This window comes from Bosea sp. 29B (genome assembly GCF_902506165.1).
Taxonomy (GTDB): domain Bacteria; phylum Pseudomonadota; class Alphaproteobacteria; order Rhizobiales; family Beijerinckiaceae; genus Allobosea.
Genome location: NZ_LR733817.1, coordinates 953,510 through 978,446, shown reverse-complemented (window position 1 = coordinate 978,446; position 24,937 = coordinate 953,510). Strand labels below are relative to the sequence as shown.

The 24,937-nt window shown below is 64.7% G+C and carries 19 protein-coding genes, 2 pseudogenes and 3 riboswitches; of the genes and pseudogenes, 17 read left to right on the top strand and 4 right to left on the bottom strand.

Features of this window, described 5'->3' with window-relative positions:
* Positions 1-588 precede the first annotated feature (588 nt).
* Positions 589-852, bottom strand: a complete 264-nt coding sequence (locus GV161_RS04685; protein WP_152015806.1) for a hypothetical protein — start codon at positions 850-852, stop codon at positions 589-591.
* Positions 853-1,276: 424 nt separating this feature from the next.
* Here GV161_RS04685 and GV161_RS04680 point away from each other — a divergent pair, with 424 nt between their 5' ends.
* From GV161_RS04680 to GV161_RS04675, 3 genes and pseudogenes are all read left to right on the top strand, one after another.
* Positions 1,277-1,501, top strand: coding sequence for a hypothetical protein (locus tag GV161_RS04680; protein WP_152015807.1), 225 nt, complete (start codon positions 1,277-1,279; stop codon positions 1,499-1,501).
* Between the two features lie 190 nt (positions 1,502-1,691).
* Entirely contained in the window at positions 1,692-1,817 is a 126-nt protein-coding gene (locus GV161_RS31310; RefSeq protein WP_280179056.1) for a hypothetical protein, read from the top strand.
* 469 nt (positions 1,818-2,286) lie between these two features.
* A pseudogene (locus tag GV161_RS04675) lies at positions 2,287-2,580 on the top strand (HNH endonuclease); the annotation flags it as partial.
* Positions 2,581-3,348: 768 nt separating this feature from the next.
* Here the strand turns inward: GV161_RS04675 and metE are convergent.
* Positions 3,349-5,694, bottom strand: a complete 2,346-nt coding sequence (gene metE, locus GV161_RS04670) for a 5-methyltetrahydropteroyltriglutamate--homocysteine S-methyltransferase (protein WP_152015809.1) — start codon at positions 5,692-5,694, stop codon at positions 3,349-3,351.
* A gap of 114 nt (positions 5,695-5,808) precedes the next feature.
* Positions 5,809-6,011, bottom strand: a riboswitch (cobalamin riboswitch).
* Positions 6,012-6,164: 153 nt separating this feature from the next.
* A riboswitch (cobalamin riboswitch) is annotated at positions 6,165-6,363 on the top strand.
* A 112-nt stretch (positions 6,364-6,475) separates the two neighbouring features.
* Here metE and GV161_RS04665 point away from each other — a divergent pair.
* The 10 genes and pseudogenes from GV161_RS04665 (at position 6,476) to GV161_RS04620 (ending at position 18,072) form a co-directional block, all read left to right on the top strand.
* On the top strand, positions 6,476-9,391 hold the full coding sequence (locus tag GV161_RS04665; RefSeq protein ID WP_152015810.1) for a ribonucleoside-diphosphate reductase subunit alpha: 2,916 nt from the start codon (positions 6,476-6,478) through the stop codon (positions 9,389-9,391).
* A 156-nt stretch (positions 9,392-9,547) separates the two neighbouring features.
* Positions 9,548-10,669, top strand: coding sequence for a ribonucleotide-diphosphate reductase subunit beta (locus tag GV161_RS04660; protein ID WP_152015811.1), 1,122 nt, complete (start codon positions 9,548-9,550; stop codon positions 10,667-10,669).
* 5 nt (positions 10,670-10,674) lie between these two features.
* Positions 10,675-11,457 carry a (2Fe-2S) ferredoxin domain-containing protein gene (locus GV161_RS04655; protein WP_244624171.1) on the top strand — a complete coding sequence of 261 codons (783 nt, stop codon included), beginning with the start codon at positions 10,675-10,677 and terminating at the stop codon, positions 11,455-11,457.
* A 24-nt stretch (positions 11,458-11,481) separates the two neighbouring features.
* Positions 11,482-11,598: pseudogene (locus tag GV161_RS04650) on the top strand (cobalamin-binding protein); the annotation flags it as partial.
* A gap of 86 nt (positions 11,599-11,684) precedes the next feature.
* Positions 11,685-11,887: riboswitch (cobalamin riboswitch) on the top strand.
* A 220-nt stretch (positions 11,888-12,107) separates the two neighbouring features.
* The gene (locus tag GV161_RS04645; protein ID WP_152015812.1) at positions 12,108-12,866 is read left to right on the top strand and encodes a class I SAM-dependent methyltransferase; all 759 of its coding nucleotides are present in this window, start codon (positions 12,108-12,110) and stop codon (positions 12,864-12,866) included.
* A complete protein-coding gene (locus GV161_RS04640; protein ID WP_152015813.1) occupies positions 12,863-15,022 on the top strand; it encodes a TonB-dependent receptor in 2,160 nt (719 codons plus the stop codon). Before GV161_RS04645 ends, GV161_RS04640 begins: the two co-directional genes overlap by 4 nt.
* A gap of 7 nt (positions 15,023-15,029) precedes the next feature.
* On the top strand, positions 15,030-15,917 hold the full coding sequence (locus tag GV161_RS04635; RefSeq protein ID WP_152015814.1) for an ABC transporter substrate-binding protein: 888 nt from the start codon (positions 15,030-15,032) through the stop codon (positions 15,915-15,917).
* On the top strand, positions 15,914-16,894 hold the full coding sequence (locus GV161_RS04630; protein WP_152015815.1) for an iron ABC transporter permease: 981 nt from the start codon (positions 15,914-15,916) through the stop codon (positions 16,892-16,894). Before GV161_RS04635 ends, GV161_RS04630 begins: the two co-directional genes overlap by 4 nt.
* On the top strand, positions 16,891-17,640 hold the full coding sequence (locus GV161_RS04625; protein WP_152015816.1) for an ABC transporter ATP-binding protein: 750 nt from the start codon (positions 16,891-16,893) through the stop codon (positions 17,638-17,640). Before GV161_RS04630 ends, GV161_RS04625 begins: the two co-directional genes overlap by 4 nt.
* Positions 17,641-17,844: 204 nt before the next feature.
* A complete protein-coding gene (locus GV161_RS04620) occupies positions 17,845-18,072 on the top strand; it encodes a helix-turn-helix transcriptional regulator (protein ID WP_152015817.1) in 228 nt (75 codons plus the stop codon).
* Positions 18,073-18,165: 93 nt separating this feature from the next.
* Here the strand turns inward: GV161_RS04620 and GV161_RS04615 are convergent, their stop codons facing one another.
* Entirely contained in the window at positions 18,166-19,218 is a 1,053-nt protein-coding gene (locus GV161_RS04615; protein WP_152015818.1) for a LacI family DNA-binding transcriptional regulator, read from the bottom strand.
* Between the two features lie 58 nt (positions 19,219-19,276).
* The gene (locus tag GV161_RS04610) at positions 19,277-20,476 is read right to left on the bottom strand and encodes a glycoside hydrolase family 88 protein (RefSeq protein WP_159650139.1); all 1,200 of its coding nucleotides are present in this window, start codon (positions 20,474-20,476) and stop codon (positions 19,277-19,279) included.
* A 130-nt stretch (positions 20,477-20,606) separates the two neighbouring features.
* Between GV161_RS04610 and GV161_RS04605 the strand changes: the two genes are divergently transcribed.
* From GV161_RS04605 to GV161_RS04590, 4 genes are all read left to right on the top strand, one after another.
* On the top strand, positions 20,607-21,518 hold the full coding sequence (locus GV161_RS04605; protein WP_152015820.1) for a sugar ABC transporter permease: 912 nt from the start codon (positions 20,607-20,609) through the stop codon (positions 21,516-21,518).
* Positions 21,519-21,651: 133 nt separating this feature from the next.
* The gene (locus GV161_RS04600; RefSeq protein ID WP_244624204.1) at positions 21,652-22,404 is read left to right on the top strand and encodes a carbohydrate ABC transporter permease; all 753 of its coding nucleotides are present in this window, start codon (positions 21,652-21,654) and stop codon (positions 22,402-22,404) included.
* Between the two features lie 35 nt (positions 22,405-22,439).
* Entirely contained in the window at positions 22,440-23,522 is a 1,083-nt protein-coding gene (ugpC, locus tag GV161_RS04595) for a sn-glycerol-3-phosphate ABC transporter ATP-binding protein UgpC (protein WP_152015822.1), read from the top strand.
* Between the two features lie 47 nt (positions 23,523-23,569).
* Positions 23,570-24,853, top strand: a complete 1,284-nt coding sequence (locus tag GV161_RS04590; protein WP_152015823.1) for an extracellular solute-binding protein — start codon at positions 23,570-23,572, stop codon at positions 24,851-24,853.
* The last annotated feature ends 84 nt before the right edge of the window (positions 24,854-24,937 follow it).

Genomic DNA, 24,937 nt, shown 5'->3' with positions numbered 1-24,937 from the left:
ATCGCATGGATCGTCCCCGCCGGCACGAAGATGACATCGCCCGCCGCGGCGGCTTGCCAGGACATGCGCTCGGCGATCGAGCCGTCCTCGATCGCAGTTCGCAGTTGCTCCCGCGAGAGCGACGACTGCAAGCCGAGCGCCAGCGCGGCGCCAGGCTCGGCAGCAAGCACATACCAGGCTTCGGTCTTGCCGCGGGCAAGCCCCATTGCGTGGGCTGCGTCGTCATCCGGATGCACCTGGATCGACAGCGCTTCGCGCGTGAACAGCAGCTTGAGGAGCAAAGCGGGCTCAAGAGCCGAATCGTGGCGCTGCAACCAGATTTCGCCGATGGCGACGTCGTGATGATCGGTTCCGCTCCACGGCAGGAGATCGTGCGAGCCCCAAGGTTTAGGTACGGCCTGCAGGCGAGCCAATTCGAGGGCCATGGCGAACTCCAAGATCGCCGGGCTTCGACGGTTCGACGGGATTGTCGAAAGACGCTGCGGCGGGGCCGGCAAGGCATGGATACCGGCGAAGGCACCGGCCTTTGCGGGCCTTGTCTTTGCAAGAGCGACCGAGTTCCGGCCCGCGGCTTTCAGCACCTGCCGATCAAGGCAGCCGCTGGTCCTTTTCAAGGGCCGCGGCGAGATAAGCCGGCTCGATCGGAACCATCTGCTGTAAGGATTCGGGCAGTCCAATAGCCGGCAAATTGATGAAGCCGCCCACACGTCGCCAGGCAAGTCTGGACGTGCTCTCGATCGATACCTCGTCGTAGTCGACCCGGTATTCTCCGGCCGGCAGCGGCGCCTCGAAATCGGGCAGCAAAAATGGGCGTGAAAAGTGGACGGAGATCTGCGTGGTGCGATTGGTCACTGCGGCCTCCTTCCTAAGCAACATGATCTTGTCGGAGGTTTCCGACGAACGGGGAAAGGCGTGCCAGGCGACAGCCCGACCGCTCGCGGCCAGCAATTTCAATACCGACCGATCACGCTCGGATATGGGATAAATTTCACCTGATACAAGGCGAGAAAAATAATTCTCTCTCAGAAATTTTATGAAATACAGTTATAATCAAATATTTTTCCTATAAAATCTCCCCTCAAAACGTTGATCCCGTGCGATAATATCTCGATGTCTAAGGTTTTGGCCGTTTATTATTTTTTGTCTCTACCGATTCAGGTGGCGATTTCCCATATCAAAGGCTCGCTGCGCTTGCAGACAGGGACATGATGGGGTTGGCAGACTGTCATTCCGAGCGTGTGCGGTGTGCCCGCCCTCGCGCAGAAGGAATCGACTCATGGCTCGTTTGATCACGAAGACAGGACAGCGTGCCGAGATGGTCTGCGACATGTCGAATGGGAGATCGGGCAAGCTCATCTGCAACCCGGGCATATTGGCTCTCGCCGACCTTCAAGGCGATCTGATGCTCGAGACCGACGACGGTGGACGGTGCCATATCAGGATCACGTCGATCGGCGCGGACCATCTGACGTTTGCCGGACGGGTGATGGAACGCGTCTGAGGTCGGGTTTCGGCGATAGCTGGATTCTTACGCCAGGCGGATGATCGAGCCATGGGAGTGGTTCGGCGAACGGGGCGAGGCGTGCGCCCTCAGGCGAGCTTGGCAGGCATGCTGTCAGAAACCCGATTCCAGATGCATCGTTAATGCGAGGGCCTTGCCTATTCCCCAGAGCAGAATGTCGGAGCCCGCAATGACCAACGTCATGTCGCACTGGACCTTGTACAGGGTTTGGCTCTTGAGCCGATATCCGGTCTGGCTGGCCTATTGCGGGCTGATTGCAGCCATGGCGCTGGCTTTTGCCGTCGTATCGCATTGAACCGCGTTGACCGCCAAAGCGTAGCGGCCGAAATCGCGGCCTCCGCCTATGCTCCCGCACCCGTTGGCTCGGCGCTGACTTATGGCCTGATCAGCGTCTGCCTTTTCGGAGTGGCCGTGTGGGGCGTCGGGAAGTTCTATAGCATCGAACTTTTTCCGCATGCAGCGCCGCTTGCCGTCAGCGCCTTGCTGCCATTCGCATTCGGTCTGTGGCTGAGACGTAGGCGGAAACGCCGCCACCTGCGCGCTCGTTCGGTGGAGCGAGGGGAGCCGGCAGCGCCGATGTGAGGCTGTCATAGATACAAACATCGCCTTTCTCCCGCGCCAGGTACAGTTTCCCGGAGGTCGATCCATCTGCGTCGTACCAGACCGCCCGGACCTTCAAGAGGCTTGACCGGCCCGCTTCTGCCAGCCTTCGTGCTGCCGCAGCTATGCCGCCACTGCCATGCTGCGCATGCTGGGAACTAGGCGGCGGCGGCCGGACCGAGGTCGCCGCGGCTCACATTCGTTCCGTCGAAGCGAATGGGCCCGACATCGTCAACAACGGCATCGCCTTGTTGGGCACCGCTCACTGGATGTTCGATCGCGGTTCGATCGGCCTGTCCGACGACCTCGACATCTTGATCTCCCGGCAGGCCAATGATGCGGATGGGCTATGCAGCTTCATTAACAAGACGGGTCGAGCACTACCGCCACTGCGGGCCCACGACCGCCCGCATCCGCATTTCCTGCGGTGGCATCGGGACAATTACTTCAAACAGTGACCGTTAGCGGAAGCGAGCCAAGAGGCCCTATGCGGCTCCGGATCGTACTTGTAACCGCGAGGTAACCACGGGCTTTCGAGGCCTTTCGGCAAGGCTCTCAAAATGCTCAAGCTCAAAAAGCAAAAAGCGCCGGAAGATACGACGCTTACGTGCCTCCCAAGTCTTGTGATTGCTTGGATTGGGCGAATGGATTCGAACCATTGATCCCAAAATTGGCAAGAGATCGTTCATCGTACCTGGTTAGTACTGCTGTTTTCATCCAATTCACTTCGGTGATGCTCTGTTGCGTGCGGTGAAATTGCACCTGACGTAACCTGCGAGACCATGGTTGCATATTGTGAATGGATCGACACTGACGAACCTGCAACCCGCGTGTAATCCGGCACTCGATCGGGATCGCTATTTCCGAAATTGTTGTGCTTAGGTCTGCGTGCTTTTCTTTAGTTGGAAGTTAAAGCGCTCACGATGAGAAATATTGTTGAATTTCAGTGTACAAAGAAGTTTATTCTCTATGAGAAATCGTCGGATATATTTGGCCTATCTTATTTCAAGATACAGCGTGCTACCGCTCATGGCGGTCTTCCTGCCTATTTTCTTCTGAGCAGTCGAAAATATGTGAAACTGCGGGAGATTGTGGAGGTCATCGAGAAAAGTAGGGCGCTGGTAAACCGCAAGTAATCCAGCGGCGTGTGCTGCGCATCCGTAGTTGGCGGCGGCCTGTTGCCATCTCAGAAAATGCGGCAGCCCAGAAAGGCTGCCGCAATCTTTTCAGTATCGCGCCAAGCGAAGTGCCCGGGCTGCTTCGACCATGTTGATCAGCGCCGGCCTGACCTCTTCCCATTTACGGGTCTTCAGACCGCAGTCCGGATTGATCCAGAGCTGATCGTCGCTGAGGCGCTGGCGCGCAAGGTGAAGCAGCTCCTTCATCTCGGCGACCTCGGGTACGCGCGGCGAGTGGATGTCGTAGACGCCGGGGCCGATCTCGTTCGGGTACTGGTAGCTGCGGAAGGCCTCCAGCAGCTCCATCTTCGAGCGTGACGTCTCGATCGAGATGACGTCGGCGTCCATCGCCGCGATCGCGTCGATGATCTGGTTGAACTCCGAATAGCACATATGGGTGTGGACCTGCGTCTCGTCGGCGACACCGGAGGCGCAAATGCGGAAGCTCTCCACGGCCCAGTCGAGATAGTGCTTCCAGTCGCCATGGCGCAGCGGCAGGCCCTCGCGCAGCGCCGCCTCGTCGATCTGGATCATCGCCGCACCGGCCTTCTCCAGGTCGAGCACCTCGTCGCGGATCGCCAGCGCGATCTGCTTCGACGCGTCTCGCCGCGGGATGTCGTCGCGGACGAAGGACCAGTTCAGGATGGTGACGGGGCCGGTCAGCATCGCCTTCATCGGCTTCTTGGTCAGCGACTGCGCATAGCGCCACCATTCGACCGTCATCGGCTTCGGCCGCGAGACGTCGCCATAGAGGATCGGCGGGCGCACGCAGCGCGAGCCATAGCTCTGCACCCAGCCATGGCGGGTGAAGGCGAAGCCGGCGAGCTGCTCGCCGAAATACTGCACCATGTCGTTGCGCTCGAACTCGCCATGGACGAGCACATCGAGGCCGATCTCCTCCTGCCAGCGCACAGTCCGTGCCATCTCCTCGCGCAGGAACTGCTCGTATTCGGCATGGCCGAGCTGGCCCTTGTCATGGGCGGTGCGAGCCTTGCGGACCTCGGGCGTCTGCGGGAAGGAGCCGATCGTCGTGGTCGGGAAGGGCGGCAGATTGAAGCGGGCGCGCTGCAGCTTCGCGCGCTTGGCAAACGGGCTTTCCCGGCGCCCGAAGGCCTCGTTGATGGCTGCCATACGCTCGGCGACAGACTTGTCATTGACCTTCGGCGAGGCCTTGCGGGCCGCGGCCGCCGCAGACGACGAGGCGAGCTTATCCTTGACGCTGTCGCGCCCAAGACCGAGCGCCTGACCAAGCGTCGCGAGCTCCTCCATTTTCTGCACGGAGAATGCGAGCCAACTCTTCACGTCCGGGTCGAGATTGGTCTCGAGCTCGAGGTCGATCGGGCTGTGCAGCAGCGAGCAGGACGGCGCGACCTGGACATGGTCGGTGCCGCGCCTCGCGATCACCGGCTCGATCCGTGCCAGCACCTTCTCAAGGTCCGTGCGCCAGATATTGCGGCCGTCGACCACGCCGAGCGAGAGTACAAGACCGCGCGGAGCCTTGGCGAGAACCGGTTCCAGTTGCTCGGGAGCGCGGACGAGATCGAGATGCAGGCCCGCGATCGGCAGGGAGACGGCGGTGTCGAGATTGTCACCGAGCGCGCCGAAATAGGTTGTCAGCATCACCTTGAGCTTCGGCAGGGCGTGGGCGATCGTCGCATAGGTGCGCCGCAGCGCTTCGCGGGCGTTCTCATCGAGATCGAGCACCAGGCAGGGCTCGTCGATCTGCACCCAGTTGGCGCCATTGGCCGAGAGCCGGCGCAGGACGTCGACATAGACCGGCAGCAGTTCGCCGAGCAGCGAGAGTGGATCGAAGGCCGGATCCTTGGCCTTGCCGAGCTTGAGGAAGGTGACCGGGCCGAGCAGTACCGGCCGGGTCTCATAGCCGAGTGCCTTGGCCTCGCGATATTCCTCGACTGGCTTCAGCGAGGCGAGCTCGAAGCGCTGCCCGGCCGCGAACTCCGGCACCATGTAGTGATAATTGGTGTCGAACCACTTGGTCATCTCCTGAGCGGGAGCGCCGTGGGAGCGACCATGCCTGTGATGGGCGTGGCCGCAGGAAGCTTCCTCGTCGCCGCCCTGCGAGCCACGCGCCATGGCGAAGTAGGTTGCCAGCGATACGGCGCCACCCTTCCAGCCATAGATTGCAGGGATCGCCCCGACCATGACGCTGGTGTCAAGCACCTGGTCATAGAAGGAGAAGTCGTTCGACGGGATCACCGTGATCCCTTGCGCCTTCTGACGCGCCCAGTTGGCGGCACGTAAGGCCCGGGCAGCTTCGAGGAGCGACTTCTCGTCGGACTTTCCGGCCCAGAAGCTTTCGAGCGCGGTCTTGAGTTCACGGCGCGGGCCGATCCGCGGCGTGCCGAGAGTGGCAACGGAGACTGATTGAGACATAGGCTTAACCCCAACAAGTTGGGGGCAAAGGCCAGAGCGGACGCGGGACGATGACCGGCCGGAGATGGAATCCGGGCGGTGCCGCCAAGCGCACCACCGGGACACCCCGCCCGAGGACGTTCATGGTGTCGCGGCAGGTCTCCTGGCTCACGGGTCGTCGCTTGTGCCCGTCTTCCCAAGGCCGGAAGCCTCAGTGACATGGGTGGGCAGCAAGCTCGCCGCTTACAGTTGCGGGGGCAGCGCCGGCATCACACCGGCTTCCCTCTTAGCTCCGATGCAGCAAGCCACACCAGAGAACCTCGACGCCTGATGATGGCCCGTCCTTCACCGGCCGTCAATAGACGATATAAAGACATCTTTATGTCTCCATATTTAGAAGCTATCAGGGAGCGGGCGCCGAGCTGTCCCCGCTTTCCACATCTCGACTTGGAAGCATGCACGACCAGTTGACAGAGCATGGGCCAGTGACACTAAATCTAGTGGTCGATGGTCTCTCGATTCGCAAGATCGAGAGCTAAGAGGGAAGCCGGTGAGAGACCGGCGCTGCCCCCGCAACTGTCAGCGGTGAGTTCGCGTCCATGTAAGTCACTGAGGCCGCAAGGCCTTGGGAAGACGGACACGAGCGGCGATCCGTGAGCCAGGAGACCTGCCGCGACCCTAGTTTACGTCCACGGGCGGGGTGTCCCGGTGGTGCGCTTGGCAGGTCGCGGCTTTGGGTTGCCGCGCGCCTTCTCGACGCAACCGCTCGGCCTTTGCTCCCAACATCTTGGGGTTGATGCCGATGTCTCTTTCTCTTGAAATCGAGCGACCTGCTGCCGTTCCAAACGCGAGCCGGGCGTCCGTGTCGCCTTCGGCGACTTCGTCCGAGCCGGGCTACCAGCTCATTAGACGCAACGGCGCGGTGACGCCGTTCGATCCCTCCAAGATCGCGGTCGCGCTCACCAAGGCCTTCCTTGCCGTCGAGGGTTCCAGCGCCGCCGCCTCGCGCCGCATCCATGATGTCGTCGCCGAATTGACCGAGCAGGTCGTTGCCGGACTGACTCGCCGCGCCGCCACCGGCCGTACCTTCCATATCGAGGACGTGCAGGACCAGGTCGAACTCGCGCTGATGCGCGGCGAACACCACAAGGTCGCCCGCGCCTATGTGCTCTACCGGGCCGAGCGGGCGCGTGAGCGCGCTAAGGCGGTCGATGCAAAGCCCGCCGCCGCCGCGGCTCCCTCCCTGCAGATGAAGCTCGCCGACGGGACGCTCGTTCCACTCGATGCCGCCCGCCTCGACAAAGTCGTACGCGAGGCTTGCGCCGATCTCGACGGCGTTTCTCCCGAGCCGGTGCTCGCCGAGGTGCGCCGCAATCTCTATGACGGCATCTCGCTCGACGAGCTGGCGCTGGCGCCGATCCTCGCCGCCCGCACGCTGATCGAGAGCGAGCCGAACTACGCCAAGGTCTCGGCGAGGCTGCTGCTCGACAAGCTGCGTCGCGAGGCGCTGAGCTTCGTCCATGGCCATGCCGAACAGGCGACGCAGGCCGAGATGGCCGGCCGCTATGGCGAGTATTTCGAGGCCTATCTCAAGACCGGCATCGAGAACGAGCTGATCGACCCCGAGCTCGGCCGCTTCGACATCGCCCGCATCGCCGCCGCGCTGAAGCCGGAGCGCGACCTGCAGTTCGACTATCTCGGCTTCCAGACGCTCTACGACCGCTATTTCCTGCATGTCCGCGGCAACCGCTTCGAGCTGCCGCAGGCCTTCTTCATGCGCGTCGCCATGGGCCTCAGCCTGCGCGAGATCGACCGCGAGGCACGGGCGATCGAGTTCTACGGTCTGCTCTCCTCCTTCGACTTCATGGCCTCGACCCCGACCCTGTTCAATTCGGGCACGCTGCGGCCGCAACTCTCCTCCTGCTTCCTGACCACGGTCGCCGACGATCTCGACGGCATCTTCAAGGCGGTGAAGGACAATGCGCTGCTCGCCAAATATTCCGGCGGTCTCGGCAATGACTGGACGCCGGTGCGCGGCCTCGGCGCCCATATCAAGGGCACGAATGGCGAGAGCCAGGGCGTCGTGCCGTTCCTGAAGGTCGCCAACGACACCGCCATCGCGGTCAACCAGGGCGGCAAGCGCAAGGGCGCGGTCTGCGCCTATCTCGAGACCTGGCATGTCGACATCGAGGAGTTCCTCGACCTCCGCAAGAACACCGGGGACGACCGCCGCCGTACCCACGACATGAACACGGCGAACTGGATTCCCGACCTGTTCATGCAACGCGTCGAGGCTGGCGCCGACTGGACGCTGTTCTCGCCGGACGAGGTTCCCGACCTGCATGACCTCTATGGCAAGCCGTTCAAGGCCGCCTACGAGGCCTATGAGGCGAAGGCCGCCGCCGGCCAGATCAAGGTCTTCAAGCGGGTGAAGGCGGTCGATCTCTGGCGGCGCATGCTGACCATGCTGTTCGAGACCGGCCATCCCTGGATCACCTTCAAGGACGCCTGCAATCTGCGCTCGCCGCAGCAGCATGCCGGCGTGGTGCACTCCTCGAACCTCTGCACCGAGATCACGCTCAACACCTCGGCCGACGAGGTCGCGGTCTGCAATCTCGGCTCGGTCAACCTGGCGGCGCATGTCAGCGGGGAGGGGCTCGACCAGGCGCGGCTTAAGCGCACGGTGACGACTGCGATGCGGATGCTCGACAATGTCGTCGACATCAATTTCTACACGATCCCCGAGGCGCGCCGCTCGAACCTGCGCCACCGCCCGGTCGGCCTCGGCCTCATGGGCTTCCAGGACGCGCTGCAGACGCTGCGCCTGCCGGCTGCGTCCGAGGACGCGGTCGCCTTCGCCGATACCTCGATGGAGGCGATCAGCTTCCACGCGATCTCGGCCTCGGTCGACCTCGCCGCCGAGCGCGGCCGCTATCCGAGCTTCGAGGGCTCGCTCTGGTCGAAGGGCATCCTGCCGATCGACTCGCTCGACATTCTCTCGGATGCCCGCGACGGCGATGTCGAGCTTGATCGTTCCTCGACGCTGGATTGGGAGAGCCTGCGCCAGCGGGTGAAGACCACCGGCATGCGCAACTCGAACACGATGGCGATCGCGCCGACTGCGACGATCTCGAACATCGTCGGCGTCTCGCAGTCGATCGAGCCGTCCTATAGCCAGCTCTACGTCAAGGCGAACATGTCGGGCGACTTCACCGTGGTGAACGCCGGACTGGTCCACGACCTGAAGGCGCGCGAACTCTGGGACGAGGTGATGGTCTCGGACCTGAAATATTATGACGGCAAGGTCAGCCAGATCGACCGCGTGCCTGCCGATCTCAAGGCACTCTATGCGACCTCGTTCGAGATCCCGACCGAGTGGCTTATCCGCGCCGCCGCGCGCCGGCAGAAATGGATCGATCAGGGCCAGTCGCTCAACCTCTACATGGCGCAGCCCTCCGGCCGGAAGCTCGACGAGGCCTATCGGCTGGCCTGGCGACTCGGTCTGAAGACGACCTATTACCTGCGCGCGCTCTCGGCGACCCATGTCGAGAAATCGACGCTCAAGGGCACCGACGGCAAGCTCAACGCTGTCTCGGCGACGGTGCCGGTGGCTGCCAAGACGGCCGCTCCGATCATCGTCGATATCCCGCTCGAGAACGGCATGGCCGTGCCTAACGCCTGCTCGATCGACGATCCGACCTGCGAAGCCTGCCAGTAACAACCGCCGTCATTCCACCTCCCACGTCATTCTTGGGTGAAGCGAAGCGCAGACCCGAGAATCTCCGGCAAGACGAGACGTTGGCACCTCCTTTGGCGAGAGATGCTCGGGTCAGGCCCGAGCATGACGCCCTTCAATTTCAGAACGGAACATCACATGCTCGACTGGTCCGACACCAAGCCGGTGCCCGCCGCCAACCCCGCCATCCTGACCGCCCCCGCTCCCGAAGCCACCGGCCTTGGCGAGATAGACCGCAGTGGCGGGCGCGTCAGCGTCGACGAGAAGCGGATGATCAACTGCCGTGCCGACGTGAACCAGCTCTTGCCCCTGAAGTATAAATGGGCCTGGGAGAAATACCTTGCCGGCTGCAACAACCACTGGATGCCGACCGAGGTCTCGATGCAGGCCGATATCGCGCTGTGGAAGTCGAAGGACGGGCTGACCGAGGACGAGCGGCGCATGCTCAAGCGCAATCTCGGCTTCTTCGCCGCGTCCGAGAGCCTCGTCGCCAACAACATCGTGCTGGCGATCTACCGTCATCTCACCAACCCGGAATGCCGGCAGTATCTGCTGCGACAGGCCTTCGAGGAGGCGATCCATACCCACACCTTCCAGTACATCGTCGAGAGCCTCGGTCTCGACGAGGGCGAGCTGTTCAACATGTATCGTGAGGTGCCCTCGATCACCGACAAGGCGGCCTGGGCGCTGAAGCACACGCAGAACATCGAGGACCCCGACTTCCAGACCGGGACGCCCGACAACGACCAGGCGCTGCTGCGCGACCTGATCACCTTCTACGTGATCTTCGAGGGCATGTGGTTCTACACCGGTTTCGCGCAGATCCTCTCGCTCGGCCGGCGCAACAAGATGGTGGGGATCGCCGAGCAGTACCAGTACATCCTGCGCGACGAGAGCATCCACCTGAACTTCGGCATCGACGTGATCAACCAGATCAAGATCGAGAACCCGCATCTCTGGACCAAGGCCTTCCAGGACGAGGTCCGCGGCATGATCCGCGATGCGGCCGAGCTCGAAGCCGCCTATGGCCGGGATACGATGCCGAGAGGTTTCCTCGGCCTCAATGCGGCGCTCTGCGAGCAGTACATGCACTTCATCGCCAACCGCCGCTGCGGCCAGCTCGGGCTCACTCCCGTCTTCGCCGAGACCGAGAACCCGTTCCCCTGGATGAGCGAGGCGATGGACCTGAAGAAGGAGAAGAACTTCTTCGAGACCCGCGTCATTGAATATCAGAATGGCGGCGCGCTGAGCTGGGAGTGAGGCAGGTGAGCCAAGCTGACGATATGTCGCCGCCCGCGCCGGCCACGGTGCTGTTGCTCGCGCGCTCGGCGATCACCGCGCCGCCGCTCAAGGAGATGGAACGGTTGCGCGCTGCGCTCGCGCCGCGCCCCGGCGTGCATGAAGCCCTGTTCGCCTTTTCCGAGCAGGGCTCGCCATCGCTGCGGCACGCGCTCGACAAGCTGGTCGCCGCCGGCTGCGACCGGCTGGTCATCCTGCCCATGCTGATCCCGGCCGAGCCGAATTTCCAGGCCTGGCTCACGCGCACTTTGACCCGTTGGCGCTCGCGCGACGAACGGCCCTGGCCCGCCATCGAGATCGCGACCTTGCTGCCGAACGAAACGAGCCTCATCTCGCTGCTCGACTTGGCGCTTGCGGCCGAGCGGACCGAGCTTTCTCTCGGCTCCGCCAAGGTTTCTCCGGAAGGCTCGCTCGTGCCGGCACAGAAGCGGCGCGTGCTGGCCTGCATGGGCGGCCCCTGCAATGTCGCGGGAGCCGAGGTGATCTGGGGCCACCTCCGCAACGAGCAGGATCGCCTGTCCCTGCGGACCTCCGGCGATGGCTGCATGAGCGCCAAGACGAGCTGCCTCGGCCCATGCAATCTGGCGCCGGTCGTGCAGGTCTGGCCCGAAGGCACCAATTATGGCGGGGTCGATGAGGCCGCGGTCGACCGGATCATCGCAGAGCACATCCTCGGCGGCTGCCCGGTGGCGGATCTCGCCTATGAACCGACCGGCAAGAAGCAGTTCTTGCGAGCCCGCAAAGCCTGAAGCCGTCATGCAGGACAAGAGGCCGTGACCAGCTGCTTTCCTCCGCGACGCATCGTCTGCCTGACCGAGGAAACGGTCGAGACGCTCTATCTCCATGGCGAGCAGGAGCGGATCGTCGGCGTCTCCGGCTATACCATCCGCGCCGACGGCTCGATGCGATCGTCAGCGCCATCCACAGCCTGCGCGGCGATGCCGACGTAGCGGGTTGACGCCACAATCCCGCCATATAGGTTGACGCGCGTCGAGGTCTTCGGAGTGATCCGAAGCTAAGAGGGAATCCGGTGCGGCATCGATCGCCCAATCCGGAGCTGCCCCCGCAACTGTAAGCGGTGAGTTTTCGACCCTAACGTCACTGGCGCCAAGCGCTGGGAAGACGGTCGAAGGCGCTGATCCGCGAGCCAGGAGACCTGCCCCGACGGCGTATTGATGTCGCGCGGGCGGGGTGTCCGGCGGATCGCAGCATGTCCGGCCGCGATTGCTGCCGTATCTGCCGCGCTTCCGAGCAGCCCTGTTCCGCACAGCGAGGGGCTGACGACGATGACCATGCACCTGGGACTGCGCTGCCGCCATTGGCGCCAGGCGAAGCCGGCGACGCTTGTGGCCGACAAGATATATTGTAATGATATAACATATCATTCATAGGCATAGGCATGCCTGCTGCTCTTCCTCTCTCCACTCGGGCGAATGCCAGTTCGCTCGATCCTCTCGCGCTCTATGCCAGTGCGATCGATACCTCCGACTATGCGTCGCGCGTGGCGCCGCTGATCCGACAGCTGGCTCCGGGGATCGCCGATCTCGTCGATGTCGGCGCAGGCGGCGGCCAGCTCGGCGCGGCCATACGCGGCGAAGGCGCGGCCTGGACCGCGATCGAGCCGTCACCGGTGATGCAGGGGCGTCTCGCGCTCCGAGCCGAGCGGCCCCAGATCATCCCGCTCAGCTGGGATGATGAGCGCATTATCTGCGAGCCCGCCGACACGGTCCTCGCGGCGACGATGCCAGGTTATTTCCACGATCCACTCGCCTTCCTCGCGTGCTGCCGCCGCTGGGCGCGCCGGCAGATCGTCTGGGTCGTGCCGGCGCAGGCGACTCCGAAGGGGCTGATCCTCGCCGCCTGCCTGCCGCACGACTGGCATGGCGAGGACGAGACGCCGGGCATCGATCTGGTGCTGCCGCGGCTCGGCTCCGACCTGCCCGACCGGTCCGATGCGACGGACTGGACCTTCTCGCTGGTGCTGCCGGACCTTGCCGCCTTCGCGGCGTTCCAGGCCGACCGTCTGGGCTGGACGCCTGGCGATCCGCGCCGGCCTCAGCTCTTCGAACACCTCCACAAGCAAGCTGTGCCGACGCCGGCCGGCTTTCGCCTCTCCTGCCATCGCCGCTCGGCCATCCTCGTCTGGAACCTGTCATGACCCGCCCGACTTCCCGCAAGGCCTGCCTGCTTGCCGTGACCTGCCTGACGGCGAGTGCCCCTGCCCTCGCCCAGACCGAGATCAAGCTCGATGAGCTCGTCGTGACGGCGACGGGACGCCCCGAACCGCGCAGCAGCATTCCCGGCACTGTCCAGGTCATCGACGCCGCGCAGATCGAGCGCACCCATGCGCAGTCGCTCACCGACCTGCTGGCCGAGAATGCCGTGGGCTTCTTCAGCCAGTGGACGCCCGGGCAGACCTCGATCAACATCCGCGGCGGTGCCACCGACGGGCAAGGCAAGGACTTCCGCAGCCAGGTGCTGGTGCTGATGAACGGCCGGCGCGCCGGCACGGCAAACCTGTCCAAGCTGTCGACGGCCGATGTCGAGCGCATCGAGATCATCCGCGGCCCGTCCTCGGTCGTCTATGGCAGCCAGAACATCGGCGGCGTGATCAACATCATCCTGAAGACCGGCCGCACCGCGCCAGGCACGATGATCGAGGGAGCCGGCGGCTCCTGGGGGCTCCTGCAGGGCAAGGCCCAGACCGGCGGGCTCTATGACAGCATCGACTACTACGCCGGCATCTCCGGCGGCACCCGCGACGACTACCGGTCCGGCCGCGGCGGCTCGAAGATGGAGAACACCGGCTGGAAGCGTCTCGGCGTTGCCGGCGCGCTCGGCCTGCAGATTAATCCGGACCACCGCATCGAGACGACGCTGCGGACCGACGGCATCTACGATGTCGGTTTCCGCGGCTCCGGCGCCAACACGATCAGCCAGGAGGATCGCTACAACAACTCCTTCGACGTCACCTATCGGGGACAGCTCCCCGGCGGACAGTATCGCTGGATGCTGCAGGGCTATGCCGTGCAGGATGTCGACAATTTCCGCTGGGCCTCGCCGGTCATCCGTGGCGGCACCGGCTTGCCGGCGGCCGGCACGGCGGCCGATTACAACCGGCGTGAGCTGAATGTCATCGGCACGCGCTTCCAGCCGAGCATGACGCTCTGGGCTGGCAACGACCTGCTCGCCGGCTGGGATTGGGAGCGCAGCACCCTGCGCTTGACCCGTGACCGCATTGGCGTTCCCGGCAATCCGCTGACGCCGGTCTCGCCGCAGGACAACAACCAGTCCGAGACCGTCAACGCACTCTATGTCGAGGATTCGCAGAAGCTCTTCGACGACCGCGTCACATTGCGCGCCGGTGTGCGCCGGACTTTCGGCACGACCAGCTTCGAATACACGCCGAACCTCGCCGGCCAGCGCCCGCGCGAGGTCGACTATCAGGCGACGACCTATTCGACCGGCGTGACCTTCAAGGCGACTGACCGGCTGACCTTCCGCGTCGGCTACGCGACCGGGTTCCGGGCGCCGACCGCGACGGAGCTCGCAGCGGACTTCAACACGCTGGGCGGCGGGCGCATCTTCGGCAATCCGTCGCTGAAGCCGGAAACGAGCGAGCAGGTCGAGGCCGGAGCCGCCTATGCCGGAGAAGGCTGGCGGCTGGATCTGGCGATCTTCCAGAACGTCATTTCCGATCGCATCATCACGCGCGCCCGGCCGGGCGTGGCCAACACCTCCGATTATGCGAACAACTCCGGCGATGTCGTCGTGCGCGGCGTCGAACTGCAGACCGATGCCGATATCCTGAAGTTGGCGGGATATAGCGACACGCCCTGGCGCTGGTCCGTGTTCGGCAACGGCGCCTGGAACTTCGGCATGGAGGACAAGGGCGCCGCCGTCACCGCCAACAGCCGCAAGCCGGAGCGCATGTACCAGTACCAGGCGGCGATCGGCACGCGCCTCGGCCAGAGCGGCGTGCAGTATCCGTGGTCGGTGCAGGTCTCGGGCACGCTCTACGGGCCGATATGGTACAACACCGAGGAGAATCTCGTCGCCACCGCGGAGCCGAACCGCGACTGGATCCACCGCAAGAGCCCGTTCTGGGTCTGGAACGTGCGTGGCGAGGTCGAGATAGCCAAGGGCGTGAAGCTGTTCGCGCTGGTCAACAACCTCTTCAACAAGAACGAGCACCCGATCTTCATCGGCCTCGACAAGAGGCCCTACAAGCTCGACTCCCGCTTCGCCAATGGCGGCTACGGAACATCGATGCCGGGGCTTGAGGTCCAGGCCGGCCTGCAGGCCAGGTTCTGATCGTCTGATGACGCGCCTGCGCCGGCTCGGCCTGATCCTGGCACTGATTCCCGCGATCTGCTCTGCGGGGGCCGCCGAACCCGTTCGGCTGACCGACGCGCTCGGGCGGGTGGTGGAGATCACTCGCGCGCCGCAGCGGATCGTGCCGATCTTCGCCTCGAACACCGAGCTCGTCGCGGCGCTCGGCCTGTCTGACCGGGTCGTCGGCATCGAGGCCTATACGCGCTATCCGCCGGAGGTCCTCGACCGGCCTCAGGTCGGCGGACGGCTCGGCTTCTCGGTCGATGCCATCGTCGCGCAACGGCCGGAGCTGCTGATCGTCACGCCCTCGCGCCAGGCGATGCACCTGCTGATCGAGCCGATGCGCCGGCTTGGCATTCCCGTGATCGTGCTGCTCAGCCGCAGCGTCGCGGAGGTGATGGCCAATTTGCGCCTGGTCGGCCGGGCGACGGGAGAGCCAGATCAGGGCGATGCCGTCGCCAAGGCACTTGAGCAGCGCCTCGCGATCGTCGAAGCCGCCGCCCCTATGAAGCGACCCAGCGTAGTGATGATCACCGGGCGTCTTGGCAATGGGCTGGTGCTGGTGGCGCGCGCCGACAGCTATACCGGCGATGCCATGGTCAAGGCCGGCGGGCGCCATGCCCTGGAGCGGACCATCGTCGCGCAGGTCTCGCCCGAGGCGGTGATCGCTGCCGATCCCGACATCCTACTCTTCGCCGGCCGCAGGGACGAGCTCGACGCATTGGTCGCTCAGCCCGGTTGGCGTCTGCTGCGCGCCGTCCGCAGCGGCAGCGCCCATCTGGTCGCGCGCGCCGAATTCCTGATCCCCGGGCCGCGCACGGTCGACGGCATCGAGAAGCTGGCAGCGCTGCTGCGGCGGGCGGCCCAGCCATGAAGCGCCTCCCTCTTCTCATGCTTGCCGTCCTGCTGGCGCTCGCCTTCGGCGCCATGGCGGGCCATGACTGGGCGAGTCCTGCTCGGCTGGCCGCCGCCTTGTCGGGCGATACGTCGCTGCAAAGCCAGCTCCTGGTGGTCTGGCGGCTGCCGCGCGTCTTGGCGGCGGCGCTGGTTGGCGCGCTGCTGGGGCTGGGCGGTGCGATCTTCCAGGGCGTGTTCCGCAACCCGCTGGCCGAGCCTTATCTGCTCGGCTCCGCCGGAGGCGCTGCTATCGGCGCGACCATCGCGCTCCTCGTGCCGCTCGGCCTGCCGGCCGGGCCGGCCCTTGCCGGATTGTCCTTCCTCGGCGCCTGGGGCGCGACCTGGCTGGTCCTCGCCATCGCCGGTCTGCATGGACGGCCGGACACTGCGGGGCTGTTGCTTGCCGGCGTCGCGATCGCCGCGATGCTGGGGGGGCTACGGTCTTTCCTGATGCTGGCCCTCTCCGATGACACCGTGAATCTCCAGGTCGTGCTGAGCTGGACTCTGGGCGGCATCCAGACGCCGGATCAGTCCGGGCTGCTGTTGCTCACCGGCTTGGTCATTGTCGCACTCGCCTTGTCACTGAGGCTGGCGCGTGGGCTCGACCTGCTTGGCCTCGGCGAAGAGCAGGCCTTCGCCTTCGGGCTCGATCCCGCCCGCTTCGTCCGGATCGCGGTCCTGGTCGGCGCCGGCATCGTCGCCGCGGCCGTGGCTTATGGCGGCCTCGTCGCTTTCGTCGGTTTGATCGCGCCGCATCTGGCGCGCTGGTGGTCGGGGCCGCGCCATGCCGCCATGCTGCCGGCGAGCGCGTTGATTGGAGCCGCGCTCGTCTGCGCTTGCGACGCGATCGCGCGCGCCGTGCTGCCGCCGGCCGAAGTCCCGCTCGGGCTGATCACGGCGCTGTTCGGCGGGCCATTCTTCCTGCTGCTGCTGGCGCGGAGGCTCAGGGCATGACCGGGATCGAATGCCGTTCGATCTGCGCCGAGGCCGGTGGCAAGCGGCTGCTCGACGGTGTTTCGCTGAGCTTCAGCCTGGGCACCCTGACAGGCCTCGTCGGGCCCAACGGCGCTGGCAAGTCGACGCTGCTGCGCGTCCTCGCGGGCTATCGCCGGCCGGATGCCGGGCAGGTGCTCTGGCAGGGCCGCGACCTGGCAGAGTGGCCGGCAGCCGAACGCGGAGCGACGGCCGGCTATCTCCCGCAGCAGCTCGAGCCCGCCTGGAATTATTCGGTCGAGGAGATCATCGCGCTGGGAGCGAGCCGCGCTGCCGCCTCACGTCCGATTGCTGATCTCATCACCGAGCATGGCTTGAACGATCTCGCGAACCGCCGCTGGAGCGCGCTGTCGGGCGGCGAGAGAGCGCGAACAATGCTTGCCGCGACCGTCGCCTCGCGTCCGCGCATTATCCTCGCGGACGAACCCGGCGCCAGCCTGGACATCCGCCACAGGCTCGACCTGGCACATCGGCTGCAGTCGCTGGCCGAGACAGCAGTGGTCGTGGTGATCATGCACGACCTCGACCTCGCGGCCCGCTTCTGCGACCACATCGTGCTGCTTGATGCCGGGCGCGTGGCGGCCGATGCAGATGCGGAGGCGGTGGTTGCCGATCCCCAATTCGAACGGACTTTTCACATTCGGCTGCAGCGAGAGGCCCTCGATCGCGATCACGACTGGTTGATCGGGCTCAACGCGCAATCGTGAGGCGGACGTCGTTGGGGTTAGCAGAGTTTCGGGGGCGAACTACATAGAAAGATGCGAGGCATTTCACAGGGATATCAGCGCGGCTCCTTCACGCCTCGCCCCCGAATCGTCCATTCGGGGGCAGTATGCCGAAATATTCCGTTTTGGGGTATTCGAAATTGGGGTTGATGTGGATAGCCGGTTTCACCGCTTCAGGCGCCGGCTTTGGCTTCAACCCAACCCGAACTCTACAAGGCTCTGTTCCAGGCGCTTATCCAAGCGCGCAAGGATGCCGGTATCACGCAGGTCGAGCTGGCCGCGCGCATCGGGCGCCGGCAGACCTTCGTGTCGAAATACGAGACTGAGGAACGGCGGCTCGATGTGGCCGAGTACATCGCGATAGCGAGGGCGATGGGCGTCGAGCCTTACGGGATGATGCAAATGGTAAAGTAAGCCGATCCGCCTAGAGGTAAGCGAGGCCGAAATTGGCCATCTCCAGAAATCTAAAGGGTGCGTTTATGGACTGATTGGTCTGGATGCGCGCAACTAAGCGGCTGGCGGGAGCTGGCCTATGGTGGCTCGCTCGATCAGCCTGACACCGATATTCACGCGCAGGATGCTGGCCTCTGGGTCGGCGATCCGGCGCATCAGGGACTGCACGCCGAGCCGCCCAAGTTCGCCGCGATCGATCCGGATCGTGGTCAAAGGTGGTCGGCTGTTGGTCGCGATCGAGATGTCGTCGATTCCGACGACGGAGATGTCGTCGGGAACCCTGACGCCCTCGCTCTGCAGCCCCTGCATGACGCTGAGCGCGACCACGTCGGTCGCGCAGAAGAATGCCGTCACGCCATCCAGGCGCCCGTCCTGGAGGGCTTGCCTGATGGCGCGCTGCGCCTGGGGCAGCTCGACCTTCATCTGGAGCAGGTCGATCAGGTGCCTGTCGGGGTCGAACTCGATCCCGGCCTCCTCCAGCGCCATCTTGAAGCCCTCGAGACGGCGTTGCATCGACAGGCGATGCCGCGAGGCCACATGCACGATGTGCCGGTGGCCGGCTTCCAGCAACCTCCGGGTCGCCAACCAGCCGGCGCTCCAATTGTCGGGCAGCACGCAATCGAGCCGCATCGTCCGGTCCATGCCGTTGACCAGAACCGCCGGCAGTTTCGAGGCGACGAGCCTGTCGATGACAGCGGGGTCGTCCATGCCGACGGCCATGACGGCGCCGGGCCGGGCGGCGAGCAATTCGTCGAGCTCGGCGATGACCCGGCCATCGGCATGCGAAGTCAGCCGGACATCGAGCTTCAGCGAGTTCGCCGCAGCTTCCGTGATGACGCTCTGGACGACACCCTCGTAGAACTGCGAGTTCGAGTAAGCCTCCGCCGGAATGACGAGCACCGCGCCATCGACACCGGCCTTCTGCAGCGAGCGGGCGCTGCGATTGCCCTGGTAGCCCAGCTGCTCCGCCAGGCCGAGAATCCGGCGGCGGCTCTCGTCGCTGACGCCACCGCGATTGTTCAGCACCTTGGAGACGGACGCGACCGAGACACCCGCCGCATCGGCGATGTCGCGCAGGGTCGGCGCCAGGGTCTCGTCTTCGCTCATCCGGGCCACTTCTGCAGACCGCTCCCGCAATGGGAGAGACAGGGAATGAAGCGCCCCGTCACGACCAGAAGAACTGGTCGTGACCGAGCGAGCGCATCAACGCCTCCATAAAGTAATAATCACCATAGGGAAGCATCGTATCGGCATAGCCGGCCCTGACATGCGAAGCGCCGTGAGCGAGGAGCCCGAGCGCCTCTGGATCACGGGTCAGATCGCAGTGATCGAGCAGGCCAGTGAGCAGCCGGTCGCCCAAACCGCGCCAGCGTGCCGCCTCCCCCGCTTCGGATTGGTCCGCCAGCAGATAGACGCCCGCCGCCATGACCGCGGCGGCTGAGCTGTCGCGGTGCGTCCCGCGCTGGTCCGGCGCGCCGAAATCCCAGGCCGGCACGGCGTCATCCTCCATCAACGCCTCGGCCTTGGCCGCGAGTCGCCGGGCCGCTTCGGCATAGGCGAGATTGCCCGTGGTCAAGGCCGACTGCGCGAAGCCGTGGATCAGCCAGGCCTGGCCGCGTGACCAGCAAGAGTCGTCGGCATAGCCCTGATGGGTCTCGCCGCGCAGCGGCTTGCCGCTGGCTATATCGAAGACGAAGGTGTGGAAGGACGTGTCGTCGGGCCGGACGATGTGTTCGAGCGTGGTCTGCGCATGGGCGTCGGCCGCTTCGCGGAAATCCGCCCGGCCTGTCTCGCGATGTGCCCAGTAGAGCAGCGCGAGATTCTGCATGGTGTCGGCGATGATCCGGCCATTGGCGAATTCGGCCTGCATGCGGTGGGAATGAACCTGCCTGGCGTTCCAGGCCTGGATATAGCGCCCGTCAGGCCGATAACGGCAAACTAGTTGCCGCGCTGCGGCGAGCGCCATCTCGTGCGCCTCGTCGTCCCCCGTCATCAGCCACTCGGCCACGCAGCTGAGCGAAAACTGGAAGCCGAGATCGTGGTTCTGCGCATTCTGATGAGCGAGGATGCCGCGGAACACCGCCCGCCGCGCGCGCGCGGCGTTGAGGAAGGCCGGATCCCCGGTCAATTGCAACGCCAGCCAGAGTTGCCCAGCCTGGAAGCTGACCACCCAGTCATAAGGCCCGCAATAGACCCAGCTGTTGTCGGGAAGGCCGATCTTCGGATTGCGCAGGCCAATCACCGGCATGGTCTGACGCAATTTGGCGACGCAGCGCTCCAGCGCCTCCTGATGAGGCCGCGTGTCGCGCCTGGCGGCTGCGGCGGTCTCGACTGTCGAGAAATAGGTGCTTGGCTCGATGCGCATCGCTTGTCTCCCTAGGACGCGCATTTTTCGCATTAACGAATTAATTTCGTCAATGACGAAAATTTCTATTGAAGCAGATATTTTTCTTTCCTATCGTTCGCTAACACCGAGAGGCCCTGGGGAGGAGTCGATGCCGAACGCCGCAGCTGCGAACGCGCGCGCCGTCCAACGGGATGACCTCGCCGGCTACGGCTTCCTGCTGCCCTGGCTGCTCGGCTTTGTCCTGCTCACGCTGGGCCCGGTCGCCGCGTCGTTCTACCTGTCGCTGACCGACTATAGCGGCCTGTCGGCGCCCAACTGGGTCGGCATCGAGAACTACACGCGTATCGCCACCGACGATCCGCGCTTCATCACGGCGATGACGGTAACCTTCACCTTCGTGCTGCTGTCAGTGCCGCTCAAGCTGATCTTCGCCCTCGGCGTGGCGGTCGCCCTGAACAAGGGCCTGACCGGCCTCTCCTTCTTCCGGGCAGTGTTCTACCTGCCCTCGCTGATCGGAGGCAGCGTCGCGATCGCCGTGCTCTGGCGCCAGGTCTTCGCCGGCGACGGGCTCCTCAACCAGGCCCTGCACGCGCTGTTTGGCTATGAAGGGCCAAGCTGGATAGCGAACCCGTCGACCTCGCTCTACACGATCGTCCTGCTGGCGGTCTGGCAGTTCGGCTCGTCGATGATCATCTTCCTTGCAGGGCTGCGCCAGATTCCGCAGGATATCTACGAGGCGGCCAGCATCGACGGCGCCCTGCCCGTCCGGCAGTTCTTCAAGATCACCCTGCCTTTGCTGACGCCGGTGATCTTCTTCAACGCGGTGATCCAGACGATCGACGCATTCAAGGCCTTCACCTCGGCCTTCGTGATCAGCGACGGCACCGGCGGCCCGATCGACTCGACGCTGTTCTACCCCCTCTATCTCTACCAGGAAGCCTTCACGAACTTCCGCTTCGGCTACGCGTCGGCGCTGGCCTGGATCCTGGTGCTGATCATCGCGGCCTTCACCGCGCTCTCGTTCCTGTCGGCGCGCTACTGGGTACACTACGATGACTGAGGTGGTCAGGGCTCCCGCCATCGCGTTTCCGGCGGCGCCGAACCGGGCCGACAGCGCTTCGCCCTGGCGGCGCGCCTTCGCCTATGCGCTGCTGCTCGCCATAACCTTCGTGCTGCTCTATCCGCTGCTCTGGATGGTGGCGAGCTCGCTGAGGCCAGACTCCGAGATCTTCCATTCGACCTCGCTGATCCCGCAGGCTCCGACCTTCGACGCCTATCGCCGCGGCTGGAATGGGCTGAGCGTCGGCTTCAGCCAGCTCTTCCTCAACTCGCTGGTGATCTCGGTGTTGGTCGTCGCCGGCAACCTGCTCTCCTGCGCGATGGCGGCCTATGCCTTCACGCGGCTGCGCTTCCGCGGACGGGGCTTCTGGTTCGCCATGATGCTGGGCACCCTGATGCTGCCGCAGCATGCCGTGCTGATCCCGCAATACATCATGTTCCTGAAGCTCGGCTGGGTGAACACGATCCTGCCGCTGACGATCCCGAAATTCCTCGCCGTCGACGCCTTCTTCGTCTTCCTGATGGTGCAGTTCTTCCGCGGCATCCCGCGTGAGCTCGACGAGGCGGCGGTCATGGACGGCTGCGGGCCGCTGCGCATCTTCCTGAAGGTCATCCTGCCGCTGTCGACGCCGGTCCTGGCAACCGCCGCGGTGTTCTCTTTCATCTGGACCTGGGACGATTTCTTCGCGCCGCTGATCTACCTGAACGACATCGAGAAATACACCGCCCAGCTCGGCCTGCGCACCTTCGTCGACTCGGCTGGGCAATCGGACTGGGGAGCGCTCTTCGCCATGTCGACGCTCACCGTCCTGCCGATCTTCATCCTGTTCCTGGTGTTCCAGCGCTTGCTGATCGAAGGCATCGCCACGACTGGCATGAAGCGATGACCCGCCCCCTTTCGCTCCATCGGACGACAGCTGAAATGACCATGCTATCGCTCACGCAGGTTCAGAAGCGCTTCGGCGCCGTCGAAGTCATCCGTGGCGTCGATCTTACGATCGCGAGCGGCGAGTTCGTGGTCTTCGTCGGCCCGTCCGGCTGCGGGAAGTCGACCCTGCTCAGGATGATCGCCGGCCTCGAGCCGATCTCCGGCGGCGAACTGTCGATCGGCGGCATCAGGATGAACGAGACCGCGGCCTCGCAGCGCGGCATCGCCATGGTCTTCCAGTCCTATGCGCTCTATCCGCATATGAGCGTCTACAAGAACATGTCGTTCGGCCTCGAGACGGCGCGGATGCGGAAGGCCGAGATCGACCGGCGCGTGCGCAAGGCCGCCGAGATCCTGCAGATCACCCCGCTGCTCGAGCGCAAGCCGCGGCAGCTCTCGGGCGGCCAGCGCCAGCGCGTCGCGATCGGCCGCGCCATCGTGCGCGATCCCAAGATCTTCCTGTTTGACGAGCCGCTGTCCAATCTCGATGCCGAGCTGCGCGTCCAGACCCGGGTCGAGATCGCCAAGCTCCATGCCGATATCGGCGCGACCATGATCTATGTCACGCATGATCAGGTCGAAGCGATGACATTGGCCGACCGGATCGTGGTGCTGCGGGCCGGTATCGTCGAGCAGCAGGGCACGCCGCTCGACATCTACAACAAGCCGGCCAACCGGTTCGTGGCGGGCTTCATCGGCTCGCCGAAAATGAACTTTCTTGAAGTCACCGCTATCGCGGGCGGCGGCGACACCGCCACGATCGGGCTCGGCGCAAGCCGGTTCAGCATGCCCACCCGCCGCGGGTTCGATGCCAGCGAGCCGCTGACGCTCGGGATACGGCCGGAACATGTGGCGACCGGAGGCACTGCCGAGATCGACCTCGGCACGCTCAGTGTCGTCCATGTCGAACAGCTCGGCGGCCAGACCATCGCCTACGGCCGGCTCACCGACGGCCAGGCACTCAATGTGGTGCTCGAAGGCCAGCGCCGGATCAGTGCCGGCGACAGCCTGCCGGTCGGCGTCATGGCTGGAGGCTGCCATCTCTTCGGAAGCGACGAATTGCGCCTGAACAGCTGAAGCCGGGATCAACGACGACAACAACAATATTCGGGGAGGAGAGAGACATGCTCAGCAGACGCGACACCCTGCGCGGTGGCCTGGCGCTCGGCGCCACCGCCCTTGCACCAGCCGCCGGCTTTAACGCCCGGGCCGCCGAAGCGGTCATGCGCCTCTACTGGTGGGGCACGCCCACCCGCACGGAGCGGACGCTGGGTGCCGCCCGGCTGTTCGAGGCGGCCAATGCCGGGGTCAAGATCAATGGAGAGGTCGGCGGTGCCGATTACTGGTCGAAGCTGACGACGATGATCGCCGGCGGCAATGCGCCCGACATCTTCCAGCTCGAGCCCGGCCGCTTCCCCGACTACAGCCGCCGCGGCGCTACCCGGCCGCTCGACGAGTATCTCGGCAAGATCATCCGGACCGACCGTCTCTCGCCTGGCGTGCTGGCGCTTGGCACGGTCGACGGCAAGGTCACGGGCATGCCCCTGTCGCTCAACGCCTTCGCGCTGCTCTATCATGCCGAGGCGTTCAAGGACGCCGGCATCGCGCCGCCCAATGCAACGACGACCTGGGACCAGTTCGCCAGGCTCTGCATCGACCTGACCAAGGCGATGGGCAAGAAGAACGTATGGGCCGTCGGCAACTGCTCGCGCTACATGCAGACCTTCCAGTCCTGGCTCCTCCAGCGCGGCAAGCTCATCTTCACGCCAGAAGGCCGGCCGGGCTTCGACGCCAAGGACGGCGCCGAGTGGTTCGCCTATTGGGACGCGCTCGCCAAGGCAGGTGGCTGCGCCAACGCTGAAGTTCAGGCCCTCGACAAGGCCAACGTCGACAGCAACCAGATGGCGCGCGGCAACGCCGTGATGACGCTGTCCTACTCCAATCTCCTGGCAGCCTATCAGGCGGTCGCCAAAGCACCGCTCGATATCACGTCGCTACCGATCCAGAGCGAAACCACGCCGTCCGGCCTGTTCTACCGGCCGGGCCTGCATTGGTCGATCGCGAGCACGGCGAAGTCGCCCGAGCTGGCCGCCCGCTTCATCGACTTCTTCATCAACGACGTCGAAGCGGGCAAGGCGCTTGGAGTCGAGCGCGGCGCCCCGGTCAACCTGGATGTCATGGCGGCGATCGCGCCGACGATCGACCCGCTGGAGCGCAAGGTCCTCGACTACCTCAAGGCGATCGAGGGGCGTGTCGTCCCCTATCCGCCGCCCTATCCGCTCGGCACCTCCGAGTTCGACGAACGCTCCTTCCGCTCGATTGCCGACAAGGTCGCGTTCGGACAGCTCAGCCCGACGAAAGCCGGTGAGCAACTGCTCGCCGACGCACTGCGCATCATCAAGCCGTAACGCGGCGCATGACCATCGCGGGGCGCCGGCCGGGCGCTCCGCTCCGACGACGGGCGCCCGCATCACGGCCGGCGACAGGTGACC

Excerpts from the sequence above, each read along its gene's own strand:
- ugpC (WP_152015822.1), top strand. The coding sequence starts at position 22,440 with ATGACCATGCTATCGCTCACGCAGGTTCAGAAGCGCTTCGGCGCCGTC.
- GV161_RS04625 (WP_152015816.1), top strand. The coding sequence starts at position 16,891 with ATGACCGGGATCGAATGCCGTTCGATCTGCGCCGAGGCCGGTGGCAAG.
- GV161_RS04645 (WP_152015812.1), top strand. The coding sequence starts at position 12,108 with ATGCCTGCTGCTCTTCCTCTCTCCACTCGGGCGAATGCCAGTTCGCTC.
- GV161_RS04640 (WP_152015813.1), top strand. The coding sequence starts at position 12,863 with ATGACCCGCCCGACTTCCCGCAAGGCCTGCCTGCTTGCCGTGACCTGC.
- GV161_RS04605 (WP_152015820.1), top strand. The coding sequence starts at position 20,607 with ATGCCGAACGCCGCAGCTGCGAACGCGCGCGCCGTCCAACGGGATGAC.
- GV161_RS04600 (WP_244624204.1), top strand. The coding sequence starts at position 21,652 with ATGGTGGCGAGCTCGCTGAGGCCAGACTCCGAGATCTTCCATTCGACC.
- GV161_RS04680 (WP_152015807.1), top strand. The coding sequence starts at position 1,277 with ATGGCTCGTTTGATCACGAAGACAGGACAGCGTGCCGAGATGGTCTGC.
- GV161_RS04615 (WP_152015818.1), bottom strand. The coding sequence starts at position 19,218 with ATGAGCGAAGACGAGACCCTGGCGCCGACCCTGCGCGACATCGCCGAT.
- GV161_RS04665 (WP_152015810.1), top strand. The coding sequence starts at position 6,476 with ATGTCTCTTTCTCTTGAAATCGAGCGACCTGCTGCCGTTCCAAACGCG.
- GV161_RS04590 (WP_152015823.1), top strand. The coding sequence starts at position 23,570 with ATGCTCAGCAGACGCGACACCCTGCGCGGTGGCCTGGCGCTCGGCGCC.
- GV161_RS04610 (WP_159650139.1), bottom strand. The coding sequence starts at position 20,476 with ATGCGCATCGAGCCAAGCACCTATTTCTCGACAGTCGAGACCGCCGCA.
- GV161_RS31310 (WP_280179056.1), top strand. The coding sequence starts at position 1,692 with ATGACCAACGTCATGTCGCACTGGACCTTGTACAGGGTTTGGCTCTTG.
- GV161_RS04635 (WP_152015814.1), top strand. The coding sequence starts at position 15,030 with ATGACGCGCCTGCGCCGGCTCGGCCTGATCCTGGCACTGATTCCCGCG.
- GV161_RS04660 (WP_152015811.1), top strand. The coding sequence starts at position 9,548 with ATGCTCGACTGGTCCGACACCAAGCCGGTGCCCGCCGCCAACCCCGCC.
- GV161_RS04630 (WP_152015815.1), top strand. The coding sequence starts at position 15,914 with ATGAAGCGCCTCCCTCTTCTCATGCTTGCCGTCCTGCTGGCGCTCGCC.
- metE (WP_152015809.1), bottom strand. The coding sequence starts at position 5,694 with ATGTCTCAATCAGTCTCCGTTGCCACTCTCGGCACGCCGCGGATCGGC.